The sequence below is a fragment of the Nocardia sp. NPDC058499 genome (assembly GCF_042719915.1).
Classification (GTDB): Bacteria; Actinomycetota; Actinomycetes; order Mycobacteriales; family Mycobacteriaceae; genus Nocardia.
This window is the reverse complement of the sequence record NZ_JBHXMZ010000013.1, coordinates 56,202-75,251: the sequence shown is the minus strand read 5'-3', so window position 1 is coordinate 75,251 and position 19,050 is coordinate 56,202. Positions and strand designations below refer to the sequence as shown.

Below are 19,050 nucleotides of genomic sequence, written 5' to 3'. Positions count from 1 at the left end.
CCGCCGGGCCGACGACGTGATCCGCTCCGAACCCGATAGGCCGCTGAGCCGGGTTCGCCATGTCGTGCATGTGCCGCTCGCAGGTGTATCGCTGCCGGTTCGGGTAGCGTTTCCGGCGAGCACCGAACGAGACTGAATACGGGGTACGGAGTGCGAGCGAGTGATCCGGTTGCGCGGGGGTGGCTACGGAAATTCGGTGCGGTTGTCGCGGCGGTACTGCTGACGACGTGGGTCGGCGGGGCGGTGGTTGCCGCGGCGCCGGTTCACGCTCCGGTGCTGCGGGCCCCGGCCGGCGGGTATCAGGAACTCGTGGTGCCGTCCGGTATGGGGCCGATCGAGGTGCAGGTGCAATGGGCGGCGCGGGGCGGCAGTTCGGCCCTCTATGTACTCGACGGCCTGCGGGCGCCGCAGGATCACAGCCAGTGGGTCAGCGATACCGATGTCCTGAAACGGTTCGCCGGAGACGATGTGACGCTGGTCTTCCCGGTCGGCGGGCATTCCAGTTTCTACGCCGACTGGTATCGGCCGAGCGGTACCAACGGTCAGACCACCACGTACAAATGGGAAACCTTCCTCACCGAGGAACTCCCCGCCTTTCTGGCGCGGTACGGGGTTTCGCGCACGAACAATGCCGTCGTGGGCGCCTCCATGGGCGGTGGGGCGGCGCTGACCCTCGCCGCGCACCATCGCGACCAGTTCCGCTTCGCGGGCTCCTTCTCCGGTTTCGTGAACCCGACCTTCCCGATGTGGAACGAGGCGGTCCGCGCCGCGATGTGGGACGAGGGCCGGTTCGATGTGGACGCTATGTGGGGGCCGCCGAGCGATCCCGCGTGGCGCCGCCATGATCCGACCGTGCAGGCCGAATTGTTACGCGGCCTGCCGATGTACGTTTCGGCCGGCAACGGCGTACCCGGGCTTCCCGATCTGCCGTACGGGGCGGGGAACACCGTGAACGCGATGGGGCTGGAGGCGATGGCCATGACCGCCGCCCGGATCTTCGCCGACCGCGTCGCCTCCCTGGGTATCCCGGCGCGAGTCGATATCGGCAACGGCACTCACACCTGGCCCTACTGGGAGCGGGCCATCGCCACCGCCCGCCCGATGATCTTGGACGCGCTCGGCGCCCACTGACGAGGCCAGGCGAAAACCCGCCGCGGTTCCGTCGTTCAGGATTTGTCGGCGACTCGCCGCAGCGACCCCACCCGCTGCGCTGCACAGCCGGTATCCTTCCGGTCTGCACACGCCGGGCACTGTTGCCCGTGTGCGCTGCTCATCGGGCATGAGTGAGACGGAGATCGGCTCGCCTACCGGTGTGGACGCCGAAGCGCCGGCGGAGGCACCGTACCCGGGCTCGACTCGCTGATGCCGGTCCGTTTGCCAAGTTCCGTTGCTGTGCCCACTCGACTGGAGCGCGATGAACCGCAAGCATTCCCGTACCGCGGCAGCGATCACCATGGTGTCAGTGGCCGCGGCCGCTGCCGTGCTCGGCACCCCGGCCCGCGCCGCGCCCGGCCAGGTCGGCGTCGGCGGGATGCATCTTGTCGCGTCGGTGGATTCTACGAATTCGGTTCCCGCCGGCGATATCGCGGCGGGTGTCCCGTTCAGCCACGCGACCAAGGTATCCGGGAACTTCTCGGTCGCCCTCGACGGAACACCGGCGCTGCAGGGAGGCCGGATCGTGGTGGGGTATCTGGTGGGTTGCGCGGTGGATGTATCCGAGGGCATGTCGATTGCGATCATTCCGGAAATCGGTGGCGGCGCTTCGATCGCGCCCTATACGGAACTCGAGGTCGCCACGACCTTCGAGGAGGGTGCCGCACCTGTTGTCACGGTCGCGCCGCTCGTCGGTGTAGAGCCCAGCGTCGGAGTCGAATCGGCGCTCGCCGGCGAAGTGGGGGTGAATCTGGCGCCGGGTACGGTGGCGCCGGTGGTCGTCGGCGAAACCGAGCTCACCCCGGAGACGACCTTCCCGTTCACCTTCGCCCACGCCGACACCCCGTTGAATATCGACGGATGCCTCTCCCCGGCCTCTGCCATGCCCTTCGTCACCGTCGACGCCCGCACCCCGGGCGGTGCTGCTCAAACCACCGGTTACGGAACCGCTTTCCAGTTCTGACCCATCGGTCGGTTCGCCGGCCCGGTGCGGACCGGCCTCGCTGCGTGCGGCCGGTCCGCTCGGGGTCAGGGGAGCGGCAGGCAGGTACTTCCGGCGCCGACGCCGTATCCGGTCACATCGACCTCGATGTATTTCGCGGAGGTGTACTGCCCCGGGGTGAACTGCTGGGCGGTGATGTTCTGGCGGCCCGTGTGTTCGGGCGTCCAGGCGAACGTGGCCGTACCGTTCTCGGGGTGGTAGGTGGCCTGGCCGAGACGGACACCGCCGCCCGGTACTCCACCGCCGCTGTTGATGATCGTGACCTCGCCCGCCTCGGACGGCGGCGCATCGACCGCGGCCGTCACCGTATAACTGCAACCCACCCGCAGACCTTCCGGTCCGGCCGCAACTTTCACCTCGGTGACCTCCGCACCGGCTCCCGGTGCCGCCAGTACCGTCGCAATACCGGCGATACCGAGAACCGCGGTGGAGCTGAACAGCCGGATGGATTTACGCACAGGGACCCCTTCTCGTCATACGGTCGGATCCCTCGAGTGTGGCACGCGGCCTGGCGGGTCGCATTGCGATGACTCCGTCAGACCAGCGGTTTGCCCAGTTCCCGTCGCTTTCTCATATCCGCGAGGTGCCGGTTCAGTGGATACAGCCGCCACTGTTCGGGGCCGGCGGCGGTGACGAGACCGATGCCACGCATGGCCAGTTCGAAGGCGCGCTGCCGGCGCGGGCCCCAGTCCAGGCCCAGTTCGCTGCGGAATCGCTGCGGCAGGAATCCGGTGGTGAAGAACCTGTTGACCCGGCGGAAGGCCAGCCGTTCGAGCCGGCCGTAGGGACCCACATCGACAACTTGGCCGAGCAGGTAGTTCTTGACCTCGTCGTCGAGGGAGATCTCCGCGCTCTTGCGGTCCCAGTATTCGGCGAACGCGGCGCGGTCGGCGGGCCACATGTCCGGGCGCATCTGCAGGGTGGTGCCGAATCGGGCTGATTCTCGATACAGCTCGTCGGCATCCTCGTCGTTCGGCGGGCCGAAGAGGTAGGTCACCGAATCGACGACGCCTTTGTAGATGCAGGCCGCGACCCATAGTTGGAGTTCCGGGTCGAACGCGTTGTATTTCACCGGACTGCCGGGTTGTGAGCGCACCTGGCGGTGGGAGGTATCGGTCGCGGCGCGATATGCCTCGCGTTCCTCGTCGGTGCCGAGCATGGCGACGGCGAGGTAGGTCAGCGTGGTGCGCCCGCGTTTGCGCGGGTGGAGATCGAAACGCCCGCTGTCGACCGTGCTCTCGACCACGCCGCGGCCGACCGGGGCCAGGCTCAGCTGCATGATGACATTCGCCGGACCGCCGAGCAGTGCGCCCGGGCCGGCCATGTTTCTGCGGCGTGGTTCCGCATCGGGTTGCGCTGTGTGCGACTTCGTCGACGCTGGGCGCGGCATCTCGACCCCCTGAATGAGTGAGAGAATTACTATTGAATTCTCTCACACCTGATGGGGTGATACAACGGCCGCGGATGCTTTCCGCGTCGCACCCGCCGATAGCTCGGTCGACTTGGGCGGCGACGGCGCGAAATCCCGGCTCGCGGGCCGCGACGCCCGGCCCCGGCCGTTGCCCACCCAGCTCGGCCTTCGTCCGGCTCGGCCATGCGGCCGCCGGTACGACGGGTGCTGACCGCCGACCGGCGCGGCGGACGGTGCCGGATATTCGGTGCCGGCCTCGCGCGGTGTATTACCTGTGTGGCCGGACGGCGGCGGACGTGGTGAGCTGCGGCTCCGGCGCGGCCGGCGAACGTCTTGCCTCGCGGCCGACCGATACTGGGTTATCGGTGCAGGTCGATACGATCGGCCCATGTCTGCGTCTCCTGCCCGGGTCCGGGCACTCACCGCGCGTTCGGCGATCCTGAGTGTCCTGCTCGGGTCGCATCCGGCGCAGGCCCCGGCCGGCTGGATCGTCCGGGTCGGTGCGGGGCTGGGGTTACAGGAATCCGCGGTGCGGGCCGCGTTGACCCGGATGGTCGCCGCCGGTGATCTCGAACGTGGTGCCGATGCGACCTACCGGCTGTCCGAACGGCTGGCCGAACGGCAGCGGCGGCAGGACCGGGCGATCTCGCCGGACCTTCGCACGTGGCAGGGCGGATGGATCCTCGCGGTCGTGACCGTCGGCGCCACCGATTCCACCGACCGCGCCGCATTCCGGGAAACCCTGCGGCTGGCCCGGTTCGGGGAACTCCGCGAAGGCGTCTGGTGCCGACCGGACAATATTGCCGCTGACCTCCCCGAAATGGCCCGGCAGCGGGTGGATTTGTTCACCGGGCGACCGGAGGAACCGGCCGTCGCACTGGCCGACCGCCTGTTCACGCCGGACCGGTGGGCCCACCGTGCCCGGGAATTGCTCAATGCCCTCGACGGCGCCGGGACGATCGGGACCCGTTTCGAAATCGCGGCAGCGGTCGTACGCCATCTTCTCGACGATCCGGTGCTACCGCCGGAACTGCTGCCGCAGGATTGGCCGGGCGCGGTTATCCGTGCGCGCTACGAAGTGTTCCGCACCGAGTTCCAAGCCTTCGCCGATGGGCTCATAGCGGAAAAACCCGTTGCGCCGCAATGAACTCGGTTGCGGTCGATCGTTGCTCCGGCCGATTCCGCGGGAAGCTGCTGCCGGTGTGTCGCTGTTGCTGCGGTGTGCAGACCGCTCTGGCGTTGATCAGCCGACCTTCGGGGTCAGCCGTTCGATGATCGCGCCGGTGTCCAGGCCGACCGGCAGGGTGCCGAAGACGTCGCCGCGGTCGCGCCCGAGCCGGGAGCGGGTGAAACCTTCGGCGACAGCGGGATGTCCGTAGCGGACCAGCAGTGAACCCTGTAGCACCAGGGCCATATCGCCGACGATCCGGCGGGCGCGATGCGGCAGGGTCTCGAGGTCGGTGAACTCGGCTTCCAGCCGGCCGATCGCGGTATCGAGCGCGGAATCGGCGCCGGTGGCCAGTTTGACCTCGTCGAGGAACGCGGTGAGCGTCGCCGGCTGTTTGGCGAGCGCGCGCAGCACGTCCAGCGCGGCGACATTGCCCGAACCCTCCCATACCGACATCAGCGGGGCCTCCCGGTACAGCCGCGGCATCCGGGATTCCTCGACATAGCCGTTGCCGCCCAAGCATTCCAGGGCTTCGGCCGCGTGGATGGGCCCGCGTTTGCAGACGTAGTATTTGCTCACCGCGAGGCTGATGCGGCGCAGCAGGTCGGCGGCCTCGTCACCGGTGGTGGCGCGGTCGGTGAGTTCGGCCAGCCAAAGCGCAGCCGTGGTCGCGCCTTCGGCCTCGATGGCCAGATCGGCCAGGACATTGCGCATGAGTGGCTGGTCCACGAGGTTCGCGCCGAACGCGCGGCGGTGCTGGGCGTGGTGGATCGCCATGATGGTTCCGGTGCGCATACCGGTGGCCGAGGCGAGGGTGCAGTCGAGGCGGGTCAGGTTGACCATCTCGATGATCGTGGGCACGCCGCGGCCCTCGTCGCCGACCAGCCGGCCCACAGTGTTGTCGTATTCGACCTCGCTGCTGGCATTGGAGTGATTACCCAGCTTGTCCTTCAGTCGCTGCAGGTGGAAGGGGTTGCGGGTGCCGTCGGGCAGGACGCGGGGAACGAAGAAGCAGGACAACCCGCCGGGTGCCTGCGCCAGCGTGAGAAAGAAATCCGACATCGGCGCGGAGGTGAACCATTTGTGCCCGGTGATCCGGTACGTGCCGTCCGGCTGCGGGACCGCGGTGGTGGTGTTGGCCCGGACATCGGACCCGCCCTGTTTCTCGGTCATCGACATCCCGGCGATGAGTCCGGGCTTATCGGCGAGCGGGCGCAGAACGGGGTCGTATTCGCGGCCGGCCAGCAGCGGCTCGTACCGGGCGGACAGTTCGGCGTTCGCGCGCAGGGCCGGCACGACGGCATAGGTCATCGAGATCGGGCAGCCGTGCCCGGCGTCGACCTGCGACCACACGCTCGTCTTCGCCGCCCGCACCAGATGCGGTGCGGGCCGGGTATCGGCCCAGGGGGCGCCGTGCAGGCCGAAGTGGACCGCATGCCGCATCAGTTCGTGGTAGCTGGGGTCGTAGCGGACCTCGTCGATGCGGTGGCCGTAGCGATCGTGCGTCTGCAGTACGGGCTGGTGTTCCTCGGCGAGGTCGCCGAGTTCCTGGGCGTGGGCGCTACCGGCCAGCCGGCCGATCTCGTGTAGTTCGTCGAGGGCATGGCCGGCGCCGGCGCGTTCCAGGGCCTCGAGAATGACAGGTACCTCGGCGGCGTCGTAATCGACCAGCGGGGGGACCTGGTTGGTCACGGTATGGGTAGGCACGGCTTCTCCTTCGCGAACGACGAACCAGGGCGGGTGCGGACATATCGTCGTCAATTACAATTCTGGAGCGCACGATGAAATTTTGCAATACCCATTCTATCGGCGCATCCGGTCTGCGCAGCCCCGGCATCACCGGCCGATCGGACAATGCTCGTATCGCCCGGTCCGCAGGGCGCGCGGTCATTCGCGGGGGAGCAGGGTGCCCAGTGGGCCGAGATCGATGTTGAGGTCCTCGGGGGTGAGGCCGAAATGGTCGCGGAGTTCGCCCATACGCTCCTCCAGCAGCATCAGCGTGGTACCGATCCGCTCGATCCGGTCCTCGCTCAGATCGCCTTCGTCGACTCGTCGCAGAGCCTGCCGTTCCATCAGCTGGCGCAACAGTTCCACCAGGGTGAGGACGAGGGTGACGAGACCGCGTTCCACCGATTCCGGATCCGCGTCGATACGCGGCGGGATCGCCTCGAACTCAGTCATCCGACGGCTCCAGGGCATCGCGCGGGATCGATTCGAGTGCGGGGCCCGACAGCGTTTTGATGGAGGAGATGAGGGCGCGCAGCGAGATCTGCACCAGGTCGACGTCGGCTATCGAGAGCCGGATATCGCCGGAGATCACCACCCCGCCCGCCAGTACCCGATCCAGCAGATCGATGAGTGCGACACGGCGTTCACTGTCGGGCCGGGTCATGAGGGCGCCCGGTCCACACCGGCGAACGAATACGGAGGCCACGGGCCGGTGAGTTCGAGCCGGATACCGGCGACGGTCCGGTCGAGTTCGGCGACCGCGGCCGCGAACTCGTCGGCGCCGGTGTCGTCGACGAGGTAGGTGCCGTTGAGGACCAGCCAGTCCCGACGGCCGTGCAGCACCGGATCGGTCAGCGGCTGGCAGCGGCCCGCGGCGGCGCGCCGCACCAGTTGTCCATGGATTTCCGCGGCCCGCGCCGCGGCGTCGCGTTCCACGGTTTCCTGTGCCGACAGCTGTGCGCGGCGCCGGGCCAGATAGGCGGTGCCTTTACCGCCGGCGGTACCCGCGGTTTCCGCGCCCGCCACTGCCGCGGTGAGGGCGGCGCGGTCGCAGTACGCCTTCACACCCCATTCGGTCCGGCCGTTCACCAGCGTCAACGCCGATTCGAAATCGGCACGCCGCTCCTCGAGCATGCTCACGACTCGATCGTCGTCGAGGAAAACGGTGGCCAGCCGTAACGGGACCACCGGGCCGCGCCGCAGCAGTGCGGAGATCACGGCGTCGTGCGCGCGGGCGGTGGCTTCCAGCCAGTCCAGATCTTCCAGGTTGCGGCGCAGCGGCACATCGCCGAACACCGCGAGCGGTACCGAGCCGACGACGGCGGTCAGTTCCCCCGAGCGCACGGGTCTCGGGGGCTCGCCCGCCACACCGGTGCGGGCCTCCGGCCCGGCGGTGCCGTCCCCGGTGCGCGTCACCGCGTACAGCCATACCCCGAGGTCATCGGTCACGGTCCCGCTCCTGCTCGAGTTCGCGGCTGCGTTCCAGCGCGGCGCGGTGCTCGGTCCGGGCCTCCAGCTCGGCGATACGGTCGCGCAGTTTCCGGTTCTCGAGCTCGAGGTCGTGATCCTGGCGTTCGAGGGAGCGGGCATTGCTGTTGAGCCACGGATCGGTTTCCCACCAGTCGATCCCGACGGACTTCGCCGTTTCCAGCGAAGCCACGACCAACCGGAGTTTGATGGTGAGCAACTCGATATCGAGCAGATTCACCTGGATATCGCCGGCGATCACGATCCCCTTGTCGAGAACGCGTTCGAGGATATCGCCGAGATTCGACGACTGGTGACCGCCACCGTACGGTTGCGGTACCGACGACCCGCCGCCCACGACAGTCATCGCATCCCCCGTCCGCCGATATCCGCGCTACCCCGGGCATAGCGCCGGGTTCTGCGGTAGGCCAGCAGGTTTCCGTCGGGGTCGATCTCCACCTCGTAGAGCGCCAGCATATCGGCGGAGGAGGGAATGCGACGGTCTTCGACCACCTCCACCTCCACCAGCCACCCGGCTTCCGTCGGTTCGGTGGAGGTGGCGCCGAGGATCGGTTTCGGCATCAGCTCGGTCAAGTGATCCATCGCCGTCGCCCCCGCCTGCGCCGCGGTGACCGGGGGTGGCGCCGATTCGGCCTCGTTCACTGGAATCACTCCTTCGAGCCGGTGGGCGCCGAATCGTCCGGTCGCGGGATCATCCGATCGAGCACCTGCTGCTGGGCCTGCCGGTATTCCTGCTCCGACAGCCGGCCCGCAGCCATCGCGTCGTCGAGTTCGTCGAGTTCGCGCCGGATGTCCGCCGGATCGTGCATTTGCTGCTCGACCTGCTCCTGGATCAGCTCGCCCAGCCAGACCACACCCCGCACGGGTGCCAGCGGCAACGACAGCAGCGATATCAGCAAGCCCATGGGTCAGCCCTCGGGTTCTCGTTTCATCACGAAGTCGTAGGCGGCCATCGGGCCCAGCAGACTGAGCCGGATACGGCCGTCCCATTGCTCGGCGAGCCCGGACAGCGCCTCCTCCAGTTCACCTCGCCGCGACAGGTCGATCAGGACCGCGAGATGGACCGCATCCTGATCGTGGGTCGGTGGCCGTTCGGCCACAACCGGCCGGACCGCGGCGAGTGCGTCGACCGCCCGCCGGGTATCTACCGCGCGTTTGTCCGTGATCGACCGGTAGATGATCTCGCCGAGCGTCATTCGCGCATCTCGGGTGGTTTCCTCCGGGGCGCCGCGAAGCTGTTCGCGCAGCCGGGCGGCCTCGGGATTTTCGTCGAGCAGTTCGCGGAGGACGGCCTCTTCCACATACCGGCCCTTGACGACGAACTGCGCGCGGCCCTCCAGCTCGGCCAGCGCGGCCCGGAACTCGTCGTGGTTCGGGCGTAGCAATTCCCGCTCCACCGACTCCACATCCGACATGACCGCGCCGAACCGCAGCGGCAGAACCGGGGTGACGGCTGCCGCACCGTCCAGCAGTTCCGAGTGGGCGGTCAGATCCTGCGGGGTGCCCAGGGGGCGCTCCGGGATATCGCTGACCAGGGCGGCGATATCGCCGTACCGCACCACCGTGACCGCGCTCGGTGGCTCGCCGATACCCGCGGCACGCTCTTCGGGCTCCACATCCGCCGGCACGATCGCGTAGACGCAGACGGCGCGCCCACCTCCGCCGTTCGCCCCCGCGGTATCGCCGGCCCCGCCGGTGGTCATCGGTCCTTCTCGTTTCCGGACGCGCCCTGCCCCTCGCGGCGGGCCTGCTGGACATCGTCGAAGAAGTTCACGACCTTGTCGCCCGCGGCCTCGAGCGCTCCCTTGGTTTTGCGTTCGGCCCCGCCTTCGGTGATATCGCCGACCAGGCCCGGTAGCCCCGTCGGCTCACTGCTGGAGATTTCGAGCCGGTTCACGGCCTCGGCAAAACGCAGATACGTATCGACGCTCGCCACCACCACTCTGGCGTCGATGGTGAGCAGTTCGATGCCGACCAGCGATACGCGGACGAACGCGTCGATAACCAGCCCCTTGTCGAGAATGGTGTCGACGACATCGGCCAGGCTCGACGAATTCGGCCGGGCCGTCATAGCGCCGCCCGCGCCACCGGCCGGTTCGACCGTCATCGCCCCGCTCCGTGACTCGCGGCCGGGCGGGCTTCGGTCGCGGACTTGCGACGAGGTGCCGACCGGCGGCGCCGGGTGGATTTCCCCTCCGGTTCCGCGGCGCTTTCTTGCTCTTCCGGGCCTTCGTCCTCGAGCGGTTCCTCGTCCTGGGGTTCGTCGTCGTGGGATTCCTCGTCGAGCGGTTCCTTGTCGTGGGATTCCTCGTCGAGGTCCTCCTCGCCGACCGGGCTGCCGTCGGTCTCGGCGGCGCGATCGTCTTGCTCACGCCGGCGGGCGGTCTCGTCGTCCTCGACAACCTCTCGGTCGCGGATCTCGCCGTGCCAGCCCACGATATCGTCCGAGTGCAGCACACTCTCGGTCATCACGTGCCGCTGGAAATGCTTCAGCTCCAGCCGGACCCGCCGGCCGGCGGCCCGCCAGAGATTGCCGGTCTTCTCGACGAACCCGGCGGGATGATATTCGAGTACCACGATGATGCGGGTCAGGTCCGGGGTGAGCTCGTGAAACGTCACCGCGCCGTCGATATAGCCTTTCCCGCCCTTCGAACGCCAGACGATCCGCTGGAACGGCAGCTGCTCGACAATTGTGGACTGCCAGGTTCGTTTGGACCAGAAAACCTTGCCGGACCAGTCGAGTTTCTCGTCGGAGACCTGGTCGACGGTTTCGACCTTCTTCATGAACTTCGGGAAGTCGGCGAATTGGGTCCACTGGTCGTAGGCGAGGTCGACCGGAACGCCCACGTCGATATGTTCGACGATATTCGTCAGCTTCAACTTCTTTCCGCCGGTGCCTTTTCCTTTCCCTCCGGTCAAGGCTTCCTTGGCATCCGCGAACTTCCCCTTGACGGTATGCCCGATCTTGTCCGCACCGGCACTGAGCGCCGCCGAGAGCGGCGATTTTCCCTCCGCGAGTTTCTCGGCGCCGGTCACCGCCGACAGCAGGGATCCACCACCGCTGCCCTCGGCGACCTGGGTGAGCCGCTCGGTGGTACCGGACAGCCGGTCCGTGATCCCGGAAACGGTACGTTCGGTGATCGTGGCGGCGAGCTGCTGTAGCGAGTTCTGTAGCTGTCCCGGGGGAGCTTTCGTGGTCATCGGGTTCACCGCCCCGTACGGCGCACGGGTGCGTCGCCGGTGGACGATTCGCCGTCGGTAGTCCGGCGGCGCGACGTGCCCGCCGCGGCGGCCCGGGCCGGTGTCCGTACGCGACGCTCACCGGTTCGCCCGCGGGAGGCGGAGGCCGTCGATCGGGTGCGGGTGGATGCCCGGCGTTTCGGAGTGGGCTCGGCCTCCTCGGCCTCCTCGGCCTCCTCGGCCGGCTCGTCTTCGTCGCCGGTGTCCTCGGCCTGGGTCGTGCCGCCGAGGTCTGCGCCGATGTCCGGGTGGTGCTGCAGGCGGGCGTTCAGCGAATCGATACGGTTGCTCGCGGCGGTGACCGCGGCGGCCCGGGCGGCTTCGAGCAGCTCACCGCGCACCGTTTCGGTGATCTTCGCGAGTTCCGGCGAAGAGCCGACGGCCGAGGTCGTACGTTCCAATAGCGCCTGTGGCCCGCCCCGGCCGCTCAATCCGACTCCGGCGAGCATCAACGCAAACTTCATCTTGCGCGTCCGGCCCAGGACGTAGCCGATCCCGACCGCCCCGGCCATCCGCATTCCGCACTTCATGGTCACTCCTCGTCCGGCATTCGCTCCTCATTCGGCATCGCCCGCGCGCGAGCGGTGGGGTGCGGCCATAGCCAGTGACGCAGGAATGTGGTTCAGGCCACATATAGCTCTCTATGGCCGACCGTACGCCGATAAGCGGGCCGACGTAACCCCGGTAAACGTCGGCCGACCGGCGCTGGGCCCGATATTTCCGGCAGCGGCTTGAGTATGCCGTTACGGCACAGGTTCCACTGGAGGCATCGCAGCAGTCCGCACAGTCGGGAGGACGGAACAATGATCGACCACAAGGACCTTCGCGCGGCAGCAGAACCCACCGGCCCCGCGCCTGCCGCCGACAAGCCTGCCGTACCGCCGACCGTGCTCGACCAGATGGGCGGGCCCATGGGCTTCGTCTACTCGACCGTCCCCGTAATCGTTTTCGTCGCGGCGAACGCGGTACTTCCGCTGGCGGCGACAGTCGGAGTTTCGGTCGCGGTCGCGATTGCGCTGACCGGGTTCCGGTTGTGGCGCAAGGAGCGGTTCTCCTCGGCGATCGGCGGGCTGCTCGGCATCGCGGCGGCTGTGGGGATCGTGCTGTGGACCGGGTCGGCGAAGGATTTCTTCGTTATCGGGATCTGGGCGGCGCTGGCCGGTTTCGTGGTCGCATTCGCCTCGTTGCTGGTTCGCCGCCCGCTGACCGGTGTCATCTGGAATCTCGTACACGGCGGTAAGCACGCCTGGCGCGAAGACAAGGTCGCGCTGAAGGCACACGATATCGCCACCGCGGCGGCCGCGCTCGTCTTCGGCGCCCGGTTCGTGGTGAAGGAATGGCTGTATCTCGCCGATTCCACGACCTGGCTCGCCGTCGCGAAGATCGCCATGGGCACGCCGTTGACGGTGCTGGCCGCGCTCGTCGTCATCTGGGCGTTCCGGCGCACTACGAAACTTTTCATCGCACAGCCGTGACTGTGCTGTGCTCTGACTCCCCAGACCGCCCCGCCCCAGCCCCTCGACCGTCCGCCTCGATGCGGGACTGTGACCCAGCTCAGGCCCGCACGACGCCGGCCCCTGCGGTGCTGGGCGCGCAGCGGCCTCGCCGCAGCCGTGAACCATTGGCCGGCGGCCACACCGAGCCGGCGATCAGCATGCCCGGGGCACCGGAGGACCGGTCAGGTGATTGTGTCGAGCCATCCGGTGTCGATAACACCCGGCTGGTCGGCGTAGGCGGCGGCAGCGGTTTGCAGGATCAGTGCCGCGGCGGCCGCGCCCGGGTCCAGTACGCCCCGCGCGACCTCGCCCACATAGCTGGCGCGGCCGCGTTTGGCGACCAGGGATGCGGTGCCCGCCGCGCCCTGTACCGCGGCGTCGGCGGCGGCGGCGAGCGCTTCGCCGGGGTCCCCGGCCGCCGCGACTCGGGCGGCAAGGGTTTCGGCTGCCGGGGCCAAGGCGTCGACCATCGTCTTGTGTCCGACCTCCGCATTCCCGTATCGCTGCACCGTAGCGAGCCCCGCGCTCAGGCCGCGGGAGAACTCCGTCGGGCTGGGCTCCGAATTGCTTGTGCAGCGGGCGAGTTCACGGAAGAACATGCCGAACAGCGGTCCGCTCGTCCCGCCGGTGCCGAGGAAACCCCGGGATACCGCGGTCAGCCACGCGGTATATGAGGCGGGTGGTTCGGCGTCGATATTCGTGCGTGCCCGGCGCAGGGCGGCGGCGATATTGGCCCCGAAATCACCGTCACCGGCGCGGCGATCCAGATCCGCGAGTGCTTCGGTGCGGTCGAGGAAGGCCGCGAACATCGTGTTCACCCAGCGTTCGCCGAATCCGGCGGGCAGTGCTGCGTCGTTCATGAACGGGCTCCTTCACCAGGTCAGGGCCGGGGTACGCACGGGTGCGTCCCACAGCGGAAGCAGGTCGGCATCGGCGGGCAGCAGGGTGACCGAGACGCCGACCATATCGAGCGAGGTCACATAGCTGCCGGCGAGCGAACGGGCGACGGTGATGCCCTGCCCGGCGAGCCGGTGGTGCACCGCGCGGGCCGCGATCGACAGTTCGATGGGGTAGGCGCCGCCGAGACCGTTCACGATCGCGATCACCGCCGACCCGCGCGTGCAACCGAGCTCGGCGACCAGCGGGTCGACCAGCTGTGCGAGCAGCGTATCCGCGTCGGCGAACGGGACCCGGCCGGTACCGCGTTCGCCGTGGATTCCCACGCCCAGTTCGACTTCGGCGGTATCGAGCGTGAACGCGGGACTCGTCTCGCCGGGATGCGTGCCCGCGCTCAGCGCGAAACTCAGGGTGCGTGCGTTACGTGCGACGCGACGGCCGTATTCGGCGACCGTGTGCAGATCCGCACCCGCTTCCGCGCTCGCCCCGCAGATCTTCTCGACCGCGAGAACGGCCGCGGTGCCGCGGCGGCCCGGCCCGTCCTCGCTCTGGGTGGCCAGATCGTCGTCCACCAGCACGGTTTCGGTTGCGACCGCGTTATCGTCGCCGGCGAGTTCACCGGCGATCCGGAAGTTGAGCACATCGCCGGTGTAGTTCTTCACGATCTGGACGACACCCTGCCCGGAATCGGCCGCGACCGTGCCCTCGTGCACCTGCAGTGCGGTCGGGCTGGCGAAAACCGCGCCCGGTACGGCCACGTCGAGCATGCCGCTGCCGACGAAACCGGCGTGCAGCGGTTCATGCCCGGACCCGCCGCCGGATACGAGTCCGACCTTGTCGCGCGCCGGAGTGGCCCGGGTGACGAGGCCGCGTTCGCGGTCGTAGGCGATGAGCGTGGGATTTGTCAGGGCGAGCCCTTCCAACGCCTCCTCGGGAGCGTTCTCGGGCAGGTTGAGAATCTGTCGGCGCACGGGTGCTCCTTCGGATCGGCTCCGACCGATGCTAGTTCAGGGACAGCGGCCGAACCTGTTGCCGTTCGGCTGCGCCGGCCGGGCGACCTACCGTGGGCGGCCGGTGCAAGCATCTGGGGCTGCCCGGGTGTGGGCTGTTTGCTCGTGGGCGGCCGGTGCAAGCATCCGGGGCGGTCCGGTGTGGGTTGTCTGTTCGTCGGCGGCCGGCGCAAGTATCCGGCGCTGCCCGGCGCCGACCACCGATGGTGGCGTCGTTGAGTCGGTGCGGACGACCGATCCGCTCCTCCGGGCGTGGGCGTCGGCGGGTCGAGCAGACCTCGTCCCGAGCACACCCGCTGTTTAGTTGTCGGCTCAGCGGTAATGCCGACGGCACGGGGCCGGTGGCTGCTCGCCGGGGGTTGGGGGAGCAGCCACCGGTCGTCGAACGCGATGGGACGGAGGACGCCTATGCCTGAACCCGGCGCTCACCACGATGCCCCGCGGCCCGTCCGGGCTCGCATATGGGCAGGCAGCCCATGACCTCATGGCGCGCGCGGGCGCTGTTCGCCCGGATGTGGTTGCGGCGGAACAAACGGTTCTATGCCGATCCTGCGGCCATGCGCGACGGATTGCCGCGGCATCAGGAGCCGAAGCGTGCCCGGCCCCCGCGGCGTATCACGGCGAAATACCACGTGACCTGCCAGGAAGTCGACGGCCGCCCGGTCTACACCCTCACACCACCCGGTGGGCCGAGTTCGCCCTGGCATATCTTCCATATGCACGGCGGTGGATTCGTGGAATCGCCCGAACCGCATCATTGGCGGTTCGCGGGCCGGATCGTCGCACGGACCGGATGCACCTACACCCTGCCGATGTATCCGCTGGCGCCCGAGAACGATCACCGGACGATCATTCCGATGGTCGAGCGCGCCTACGATCGGGTGACCCGGGGGACCGCACCCGCCAACCGCATCGTTTTCGGTGATTCGGCGGGCGGCACGCTCGCCCTCACCCTGGCCCGCCACCTGTACGAACGCGGACACCCGCAACCGCGGGCCCTGGCGTTGTTCTCCCCGTGGATCGATCTGGCCACCGACGATCCGCTATCGCTCGCCATCGACGACCGCGACCCGGAACTCGGCGTCTCCGGTTTGAAACAGGCCGGTCGATGGTTTGCGGCGGACCGGGCCTTGGATGACCCGCACATCAGTCCGGCGTTCGCCGATCTCACCGGCCTCGCGCCGACCGTCGTCTTCATCGGTCACCGCGACATCCTGTTACCCGATGCCCGCCGCGTAGCCGAACTCGGCGATGCGGCCGGAGTCCCGGTTGAGCTGCACGAATACCCCGGGATGATGCACAACTGGATTATGAAACGAATTCCGGAGGCCCGGCAGGCGACCGGCGAACTACTGCACTTCCTGCGAACAGCGCCCACCGCACTCCCGGCGAACAGCGAAGGAGAAATCGGCAATGATCGTGCGGACAACCCGTGACATCACCGGAACCGATCGGCAGGTCGATACCGATCACTGGACCTCGAAAAGGATCGTCCTGTCCGACGACGATGTCGGTTTCTCGTATCACGAGACCACCGTCGCCGCCGGTACCGAAACCCCGCTGCACTATCCCGACTACATCGAGGCCGTCTGGCTCATCGAAGGCCACGGCCACCTGATCGACCGGGACAACGGAACCACCCATACGCTCGCCCCCGGCGTCATGTACCTGCTCGACAGGCATGAACACCACACCATCATCGCCGACACCCAGCTGCGGATGTACTGCGTATTCACTCCCGCGGTACCGCCCGGCAGCGACTGAAACGGCGAACCGGATCGGACCGGCCCGGTGTCGGCCGGCCCGGTCGCAGTACATCAGCCGCGAGGCGCACCGGACTCGTCCCGGCCGAGATAGCGCCGTCAGCCGGGGAAGGGTGGTGACGGCGGGAACTTCACCGGCAGTGTGGTGAGCGACCTGTGGAACGGGCCGGGGCGCCAATCCGGTCCGTCGGGCATATCCACTTCCATCTCCGGCAGGGCGTCGAGCAATTGATCGATCGCCTCCTGGGCCACCAGATACGCCGGGGTCTGCGCGGGGCAACTGCGCTGGCCCAGACCCCAGGACAGATGCGAGCGGTTACCGCGGTGATCGTCGGACCGGATCGCCGGGTCGTGGTTGCAGGCGGCGATACTGATGACCACCGGCTGGTGGGCGGGTAGCCAGACATCCTCGATCAGGATCGGCTGCCGCGGATAGGTGATGAGGAAGTTCGCCATCGGCGGGTTGTCGAACAGTACTTCGTCGATGGCGTCGCGGGTGGACAGGCTGCCGCCCAGCACGCTGCCGCCCAGACGATCCTCGGTGAGGATCAGCAGCAGGGTATTGGCGATCAGGTTCTGCTGGAGTTCGATGACCGCGCCGTACAGGCCGGCCAGCTGGTGCACCATCTCCTCTTCGTCGAGCCCCGCCTCGTGCTGTAGTAGCCGCGTGGTCACATCGTCGGAAGGGTTCGAGCGCTTGTAGGCGACCAGTTCGGCCAGGGCTGCATTGATCATCCGGTTGGCCTCGCCGGCGTCGGCACCTTCGAACATGGCGGCCATTCCGGCGGATACCCGCTGCCCGATCTCCTGCGGGCAGCCGAGCAGCGTATTGCAGACCCCGAAGGTCAACGGGAACGCGTACTGGAGAAGGAGGTCGGCGCTACCCGTTTCGCAGAAGGAGTTGATCAGCGGGGTCGCGAGGCCGGACACCGCCGCGCGCAGCCCGTGCAGATCCACATCCGTGAGAGCCGTGAGGTTGGCCGACCGGTAGCGCCGGAACGCCTCGCCGGTGCTGCGGGCGGGGACGGGCCGCCACTGCATGATCGGCAGGACCGGGCAGTCGGCAGGCATATCCTTCTGCCAGGTGCGCGGATCGGCCGGGAAATGTTCGTGATCGTTGAGGATGCGCACCGCCACCGCATGTTCGATCACCAGCGTCGCGGGCACACCGGGAGCCAGATCGACCGGGACCATCGACCGATGCGTGCGGCGCATCTGCCCGTACACCCGGTGCGGGTTCTCGGCGAACTCGGGCGCGTACAGCGGGAACCGGGGGCCACCGTCGGCGACCGGGGAACCGTGTACTGGGCGGGCGGCGGGGGCGTCGAACTGTCGGGTTGTCAAAAGGGCTCCATACTGTTTCGCGCTGTGGGCCGGGGTCTCCCGTGTCCCGGCCCCGAAATGGAACACTACGCGATTGATGCACATATTGTGTTGCGCCTCAGCGGGTTTACCGAAAATGTCGCATCCACGTCACAACGTTCGCCGGGGCCGGTGAACAGATGGCTCCGGCCCGGCGAGCGATCGGACCGTTGAGGGTTCATATGCCCGATACGCGGACAACGGGCGGCCACCGACGGCGCAGAAACCTCGATCGCGGCCCTAGTGGTTCGCACGCCGCGGGCATTGTGGTCCGCCGCCTCGAGGCCGACAATGGGACGGTCCGGTAGCGATCCGGCCGGGCGTTTCGACAACCGCACGGACGGCCGCGAGAAGTGTTTCTCCGGAGGGCGCGACATGCCGTGAAATCTGCAGTTCCGATGCGAGGAGCAGGCGATGACGCAGTCCGCGACCGGGGACCTGAAAACCAAGCACAGAGCCATCTGGGCGTCCGGTGACTACTCCCGGGTCGCCGACGACGTGATACCCGGCCTGGGTGAGCGCCTCGTCCGCGCCACACCGATCGGGCCGGGTACCAAGGTGCTGGATATCGCGGCCGGAACAGGGAACGCCGCCGTACCGGCTGCCGCAGCGGGTGCCGACGTGGTGGCCGGTGATCTCACCCCCGAATTGTTCGAGGCCGGCCGCCGCAACGCCGCGACGGCCGGGGTGCAGCTGCGCTGGGAGCAGGCGGATGCGGAAGCGCTGCCCTACGCCGACGGCGAATTCGATGTGGTGATCTCGTGTGTGGGGATCATGTTCGCACCGTTCCACCGCGCGGCCGCCGACGAACTGGTCAGGGTCACCAGAAGCGGTGGTTCGATCGGGTTGGTGAACTGGACGCCCACCGGGTTCATCGGGCAGATGTTCGCCGCCATGAAACCGTTCGCTCCGCCGCCGCCCGCCGGTGCGCAACCGCCGCCGCTGTGGGGGTCGGAGGAGCATGTCACCGCGCTGCTCGGCGACCGGGTCGATGGGCTGGAGATGCGCCGCGAGCACGCCGTCGTGGACTGCTTTGCCGACGCCGACGCCTTCCGTACCTTCTTCAAGACCAACTACGGGCCCACCATCGCGGTCTACAAGTCCTTGGCCGGTGATCCGGAACGCACCGGGCAACTGGACCGTGAACTCACCGATCTCGCGGTCGCGCACGATCTCGGTGGTGGGCGGATGGAATGGGAGTATCTGCTGGTCACAGCGCAGCGGGTCTGACCTACACGGCACAGCGGCACCTGCTGATCACAGCGCAACGTATTTACCTACACAGCACAGCGGACTTGATGGACACGGCGCGGCGGGCCTGACGACCACGGC

The 19,050-nt window shown here is 68.1% G+C and carries 23 protein-coding genes; 7 read left to right on the top strand and 16 right to left on the bottom strand.

Going from position 1 to position 19,050, the window contains the following annotated elements:
- Positions 1 to 150 precede the first annotated feature (150 nt).
- Positions 151 to 1,131 (top strand): alpha/beta hydrolase, encoded by a 981-nt coding sequence (locus tag ACFWPH_RS29840; RefSeq protein ID WP_378755527.1) that lies wholly within the window; start codon positions 151 to 153, stop codon positions 1,129 to 1,131.
- 283 nt (positions 1,132 to 1,414) lie between these two features.
- Positions 1,415 to 2,116 carry an MspA family porin gene (locus ACFWPH_RS29835; RefSeq protein ID WP_378755526.1) on the top strand — a complete coding sequence of 234 codons (702 nt, stop codon included), beginning with the start codon at positions 1,415 to 1,417 and terminating at the stop codon, positions 2,114 to 2,116.
- A gap of 65 nt (positions 2,117 to 2,181) precedes the next feature.
- Here ACFWPH_RS29835 and ACFWPH_RS29830 read toward each other — a convergent pair whose 3' ends face one another.
- Both ACFWPH_RS29830 and ACFWPH_RS29825 read right to left on the bottom strand, forming a co-directional pair.
- A complete protein-coding gene (locus ACFWPH_RS29830; RefSeq protein ID WP_378755525.1) occupies positions 2,182 to 2,613 on the bottom strand; it encodes a hypothetical protein in 432 nt (143 codons plus the stop codon).
- Positions 2,614 to 2,690: 77 nt separating this feature from the next.
- Positions 2,691 to 3,479 carry an oxygenase MpaB family protein gene (locus tag ACFWPH_RS29825; protein WP_378755524.1) on the bottom strand — a complete coding sequence of 263 codons (789 nt, stop codon included), beginning with the start codon at positions 3,477 to 3,479 and terminating at the stop codon, positions 2,691 to 2,693.
- Between the two features lie 475 nt (positions 3,480 to 3,954).
- Here ACFWPH_RS29825 and ACFWPH_RS29820 point away from each other — a divergent pair, with 475 nt between their 5' ends.
- Positions 3,955 to 4,713, top strand: a complete 759-nt coding sequence (locus ACFWPH_RS29820) for a PaaX family transcriptional regulator C-terminal domain-containing protein (RefSeq protein WP_378755523.1) — start codon at positions 3,955 to 3,957, stop codon at positions 4,711 to 4,713.
- A 96-nt stretch (positions 4,714 to 4,809) separates the two neighbouring features.
- Here the strand turns inward: ACFWPH_RS29820 and ACFWPH_RS29815 are convergent, their stop codons facing one another.
- The 11 genes from ACFWPH_RS29815 to ACFWPH_RS29765 form a co-directional block, all read right to left on the bottom strand.
- Positions 4,810 to 6,441, bottom strand: coding sequence for an acyl-CoA dehydrogenase family protein (locus ACFWPH_RS29815; protein ID WP_378755522.1), 1,632 nt, complete (start codon positions 6,439 to 6,441; stop codon positions 4,810 to 4,812).
- A 180-nt stretch (positions 6,442 to 6,621) separates the two neighbouring features.
- Positions 6,622 to 6,915 (bottom strand): gas vesicle protein K, encoded by a 294-nt coding sequence (locus ACFWPH_RS29810; RefSeq protein WP_378755520.1) that lies wholly within the window; start codon positions 6,913 to 6,915, stop codon positions 6,622 to 6,624.
- Positions 6,908 to 7,126 carry a gas vesicle protein gene (locus tag ACFWPH_RS29805; RefSeq protein WP_378755519.1) on the bottom strand — a complete coding sequence of 73 codons (219 nt, stop codon included), beginning with the start codon at positions 7,124 to 7,126 and terminating at the stop codon, positions 6,908 to 6,910. The genes ACFWPH_RS29810 and ACFWPH_RS29805 overlap by 8 nt, the downstream gene beginning before the upstream one ends.
- Positions 7,123 to 7,911, bottom strand: a complete 789-nt coding sequence (locus ACFWPH_RS29800; RefSeq protein WP_378755518.1) for a GvpL/GvpF family gas vesicle protein — start codon at positions 7,909 to 7,911, stop codon at positions 7,123 to 7,125. Before ACFWPH_RS29800 ends, ACFWPH_RS29805 begins: the two co-directional genes overlap by 4 nt.
- A complete protein-coding gene (gene gvpJ / locus ACFWPH_RS29795; RefSeq protein WP_378755517.1) occupies positions 7,901 to 8,296 on the bottom strand; it encodes a gas vesicle protein GvpJ in 396 nt (131 codons plus the stop codon). The genes ACFWPH_RS29800 and gvpJ (ACFWPH_RS29795) overlap by 11 nt, the downstream gene beginning before the upstream one ends.
- On the bottom strand, positions 8,293 to 8,592 hold the full coding sequence (gvpO, locus tag ACFWPH_RS29790; RefSeq protein ID WP_280463677.1) for a gas vesicle protein GvpO: 300 nt from the start codon (positions 8,590 to 8,592) through the stop codon (positions 8,293 to 8,295). Before gvpO ends, gvpJ (ACFWPH_RS29795) begins: the two co-directional genes overlap by 4 nt.
- Before the next feature lie 5 nt (positions 8,593 to 8,597).
- Positions 8,598 to 8,855: a gas vesicle protein GvpG gene (locus ACFWPH_RS29785; RefSeq protein ID WP_378755516.1), complete on the bottom strand. Its 258-nt coding sequence runs from the start codon at positions 8,853 to 8,855 to the stop codon at positions 8,598 to 8,600.
- A 3-nt stretch (positions 8,856 to 8,858) separates the two neighbouring features.
- A complete protein-coding gene (locus ACFWPH_RS29780; protein ID WP_378755514.1) occupies positions 8,859 to 9,653 on the bottom strand; it encodes a GvpL/GvpF family gas vesicle protein in 795 nt (264 codons plus the stop codon).
- Complete coding sequence (gvpJ, locus tag ACFWPH_RS29775; protein ID WP_378755513.1) at positions 9,650 to 10,057, bottom strand: gas vesicle protein GvpJ; 408 nt, start codon at positions 10,055 to 10,057, stop codon at positions 9,650 to 9,652. Before gvpJ (ACFWPH_RS29775) ends, ACFWPH_RS29780 begins: the two co-directional genes overlap by 4 nt.
- A complete protein-coding gene (locus ACFWPH_RS29770) occupies positions 10,054 to 11,151 on the bottom strand; it encodes an SRPBCC family protein (protein WP_378755512.1) in 1,098 nt (365 codons plus the stop codon). Before ACFWPH_RS29770 ends, gvpJ (ACFWPH_RS29775) begins: the two co-directional genes overlap by 4 nt.
- Before the next feature lie 5 nt (positions 11,152 to 11,156).
- Positions 11,157 to 11,720 (bottom strand): hypothetical protein, encoded by a 564-nt coding sequence (locus ACFWPH_RS29765; RefSeq protein WP_378755511.1) that lies wholly within the window; start codon positions 11,718 to 11,720, stop codon positions 11,157 to 11,159.
- Positions 11,721 to 11,993: 273 nt separating this feature from the next.
- Here ACFWPH_RS29765 and ACFWPH_RS29760 point away from each other — a divergent pair, with 273 nt between their 5' ends.
- A complete protein-coding gene (locus ACFWPH_RS29760) occupies positions 11,994 to 12,665 on the top strand; it encodes a DUF3159 domain-containing protein (RefSeq protein WP_378755510.1) in 672 nt (223 codons plus the stop codon).
- A 203-nt stretch (positions 12,666 to 12,868) separates the two neighbouring features.
- On the opposite strand, the gene dhaL is transcribed toward ACFWPH_RS29760, so the two are convergent.
- Positions 12,869 to 13,546, bottom strand: a complete 678-nt coding sequence (gene dhaL / locus ACFWPH_RS29755) for a dihydroxyacetone kinase subunit DhaL (RefSeq protein ID WP_378755508.1) — start codon at positions 13,544 to 13,546, stop codon at positions 12,869 to 12,871.
- Positions 13,547 to 13,558: 12 nt separating this feature from the next.
- Positions 13,559 to 14,554, bottom strand: a complete 996-nt coding sequence (locus ACFWPH_RS29750) for a dihydroxyacetone kinase subunit DhaK (protein WP_378755507.1) — start codon at positions 14,552 to 14,554, stop codon at positions 13,559 to 13,561.
- Positions 14,555 to 15,069: 515 nt separating this feature from the next.
- On the opposite strand from ACFWPH_RS29750, the gene ACFWPH_RS29745 reads away from it, so the two are divergent.
- Positions 15,070 to 16,029 (top strand): alpha/beta hydrolase fold domain-containing protein, encoded by a 960-nt coding sequence (locus tag ACFWPH_RS29745; RefSeq protein ID WP_378755506.1) that lies wholly within the window; start codon positions 15,070 to 15,072, stop codon positions 16,027 to 16,029.
- The gene (locus ACFWPH_RS29740) at positions 16,007 to 16,357 is read left to right on the top strand and encodes an ectoine synthase (protein ID WP_378755505.1); all 351 of its coding nucleotides are present in this window, start codon (positions 16,007 to 16,009) and stop codon (positions 16,355 to 16,357) included. Before ACFWPH_RS29745 ends, ACFWPH_RS29740 begins: the two co-directional genes overlap by 23 nt.
- Before the next feature lie 98 nt (positions 16,358 to 16,455).
- On the opposite strand, the gene ACFWPH_RS29735 is transcribed toward ACFWPH_RS29740, so the two are convergent.
- On the bottom strand, positions 16,456 to 17,700 hold the full coding sequence (locus tag ACFWPH_RS29735) for a cytochrome P450 (RefSeq protein WP_378755504.1): 1,245 nt from the start codon (positions 17,698 to 17,700) through the stop codon (positions 16,456 to 16,458).
- Positions 17,701 to 18,132: 432 nt separating this feature from the next.
- Here ACFWPH_RS29735 and ACFWPH_RS29730 point away from each other — a divergent pair, with 432 nt between their 5' ends.
- Positions 18,133 to 18,948, top strand: coding sequence for a class I SAM-dependent methyltransferase (locus ACFWPH_RS29730; RefSeq protein WP_378755503.1), 816 nt, complete (start codon positions 18,133 to 18,135; stop codon positions 18,946 to 18,948).
- Positions 18,949 to 19,050 lie beyond the last annotated feature (102 nt).

What these genes read in the sequence shown, in the direction of transcription:
- ACFWPH_RS29835 (WP_378755526.1), top strand. Translation starts at nt 1,415, where the DNA reads ATGAACCGCAAGCATTCCCGTACCGCGGCAGCGATCACCATGGTGTCA.
- ACFWPH_RS29825 (WP_378755524.1), bottom strand. Translation starts at nt 3,479, where the DNA reads ATGGCCGGCCCGGGCGCACTGCTCGGCGGTCCGGCGAATGTCATCATG.
- ACFWPH_RS29820 (WP_378755523.1), top strand. Translation starts at nt 3,955, where the DNA reads ATGTCTGCGTCTCCTGCCCGGGTCCGGGCACTCACCGCGCGTTCGGCG.
- ACFWPH_RS29810 (WP_378755520.1), bottom strand. Translation starts at nt 6,915, where the DNA reads ATGACTGAGTTCGAGGCGATCCCGCCGCGTATCGACGCGGATCCGGAA.
- ACFWPH_RS29805 (WP_378755519.1), bottom strand. Translation starts at nt 7,126, where the DNA reads ATGACCCGGCCCGACAGTGAACGCCGTGTCGCACTCATCGATCTGCTG.
- gvpJ (WP_378755517.1), bottom strand. Translation starts at nt 8,296, where the DNA reads ATGACTGTCGTGGGCGGCGGGTCGTCGGTACCGCAACCGTACGGTGGC.
- ACFWPH_RS29785 (WP_378755516.1), bottom strand. Translation starts at nt 8,855, where the DNA reads ATGGGCTTGCTGATATCGCTGCTGTCGTTGCCGCTGGCACCCGTGCGG.
- ACFWPH_RS29780 (WP_378755514.1), bottom strand. Translation starts at nt 9,653, where the DNA reads ATGACCACCGGCGGGGCCGGCGATACCGCGGGGGCGAACGGCGGAGGT.
- gvpJ (WP_378755513.1), bottom strand. Translation starts at nt 10,057, where the DNA reads ATGACGGTCGAACCGGCCGGTGGCGCGGGCGGCGCTATGACGGCCCGG.
- ACFWPH_RS29770 (WP_378755512.1), bottom strand. Translation starts at nt 11,151, where the DNA reads ATGACCACGAAAGCTCCCCCGGGACAGCTACAGAACTCGCTACAGCAG.
- ACFWPH_RS29765 (WP_378755511.1), bottom strand. Translation starts at nt 11,720, where the DNA reads ATGAAGTGCGGAATGCGGATGGCCGGGGCGGTCGGGATCGGCTACGTC.
- ACFWPH_RS29760 (WP_378755510.1), top strand. Translation starts at nt 11,994, where the DNA reads ATGATCGACCACAAGGACCTTCGCGCGGCAGCAGAACCCACCGGCCCC.
- dhaL (WP_378755508.1), bottom strand. Translation starts at nt 13,546, where the DNA reads ATGAACGACGCAGCACTGCCCGCCGGATTCGGCGAACGCTGGGTGAAC.
- ACFWPH_RS29745 (WP_378755506.1), top strand. Translation starts at nt 15,070, where the DNA reads ATGACCTCATGGCGCGCGCGGGCGCTGTTCGCCCGGATGTGGTTGCGG.
- ACFWPH_RS29740 (WP_378755505.1), top strand. Translation starts at nt 16,007, where the DNA reads ATGATCGTGCGGACAACCCGTGACATCACCGGAACCGATCGGCAGGTC.
- ACFWPH_RS29730 (WP_378755503.1), top strand. Translation starts at nt 18,133, where the DNA reads ATGACGCAGTCCGCGACCGGGGACCTGAAAACCAAGCACAGAGCCATC.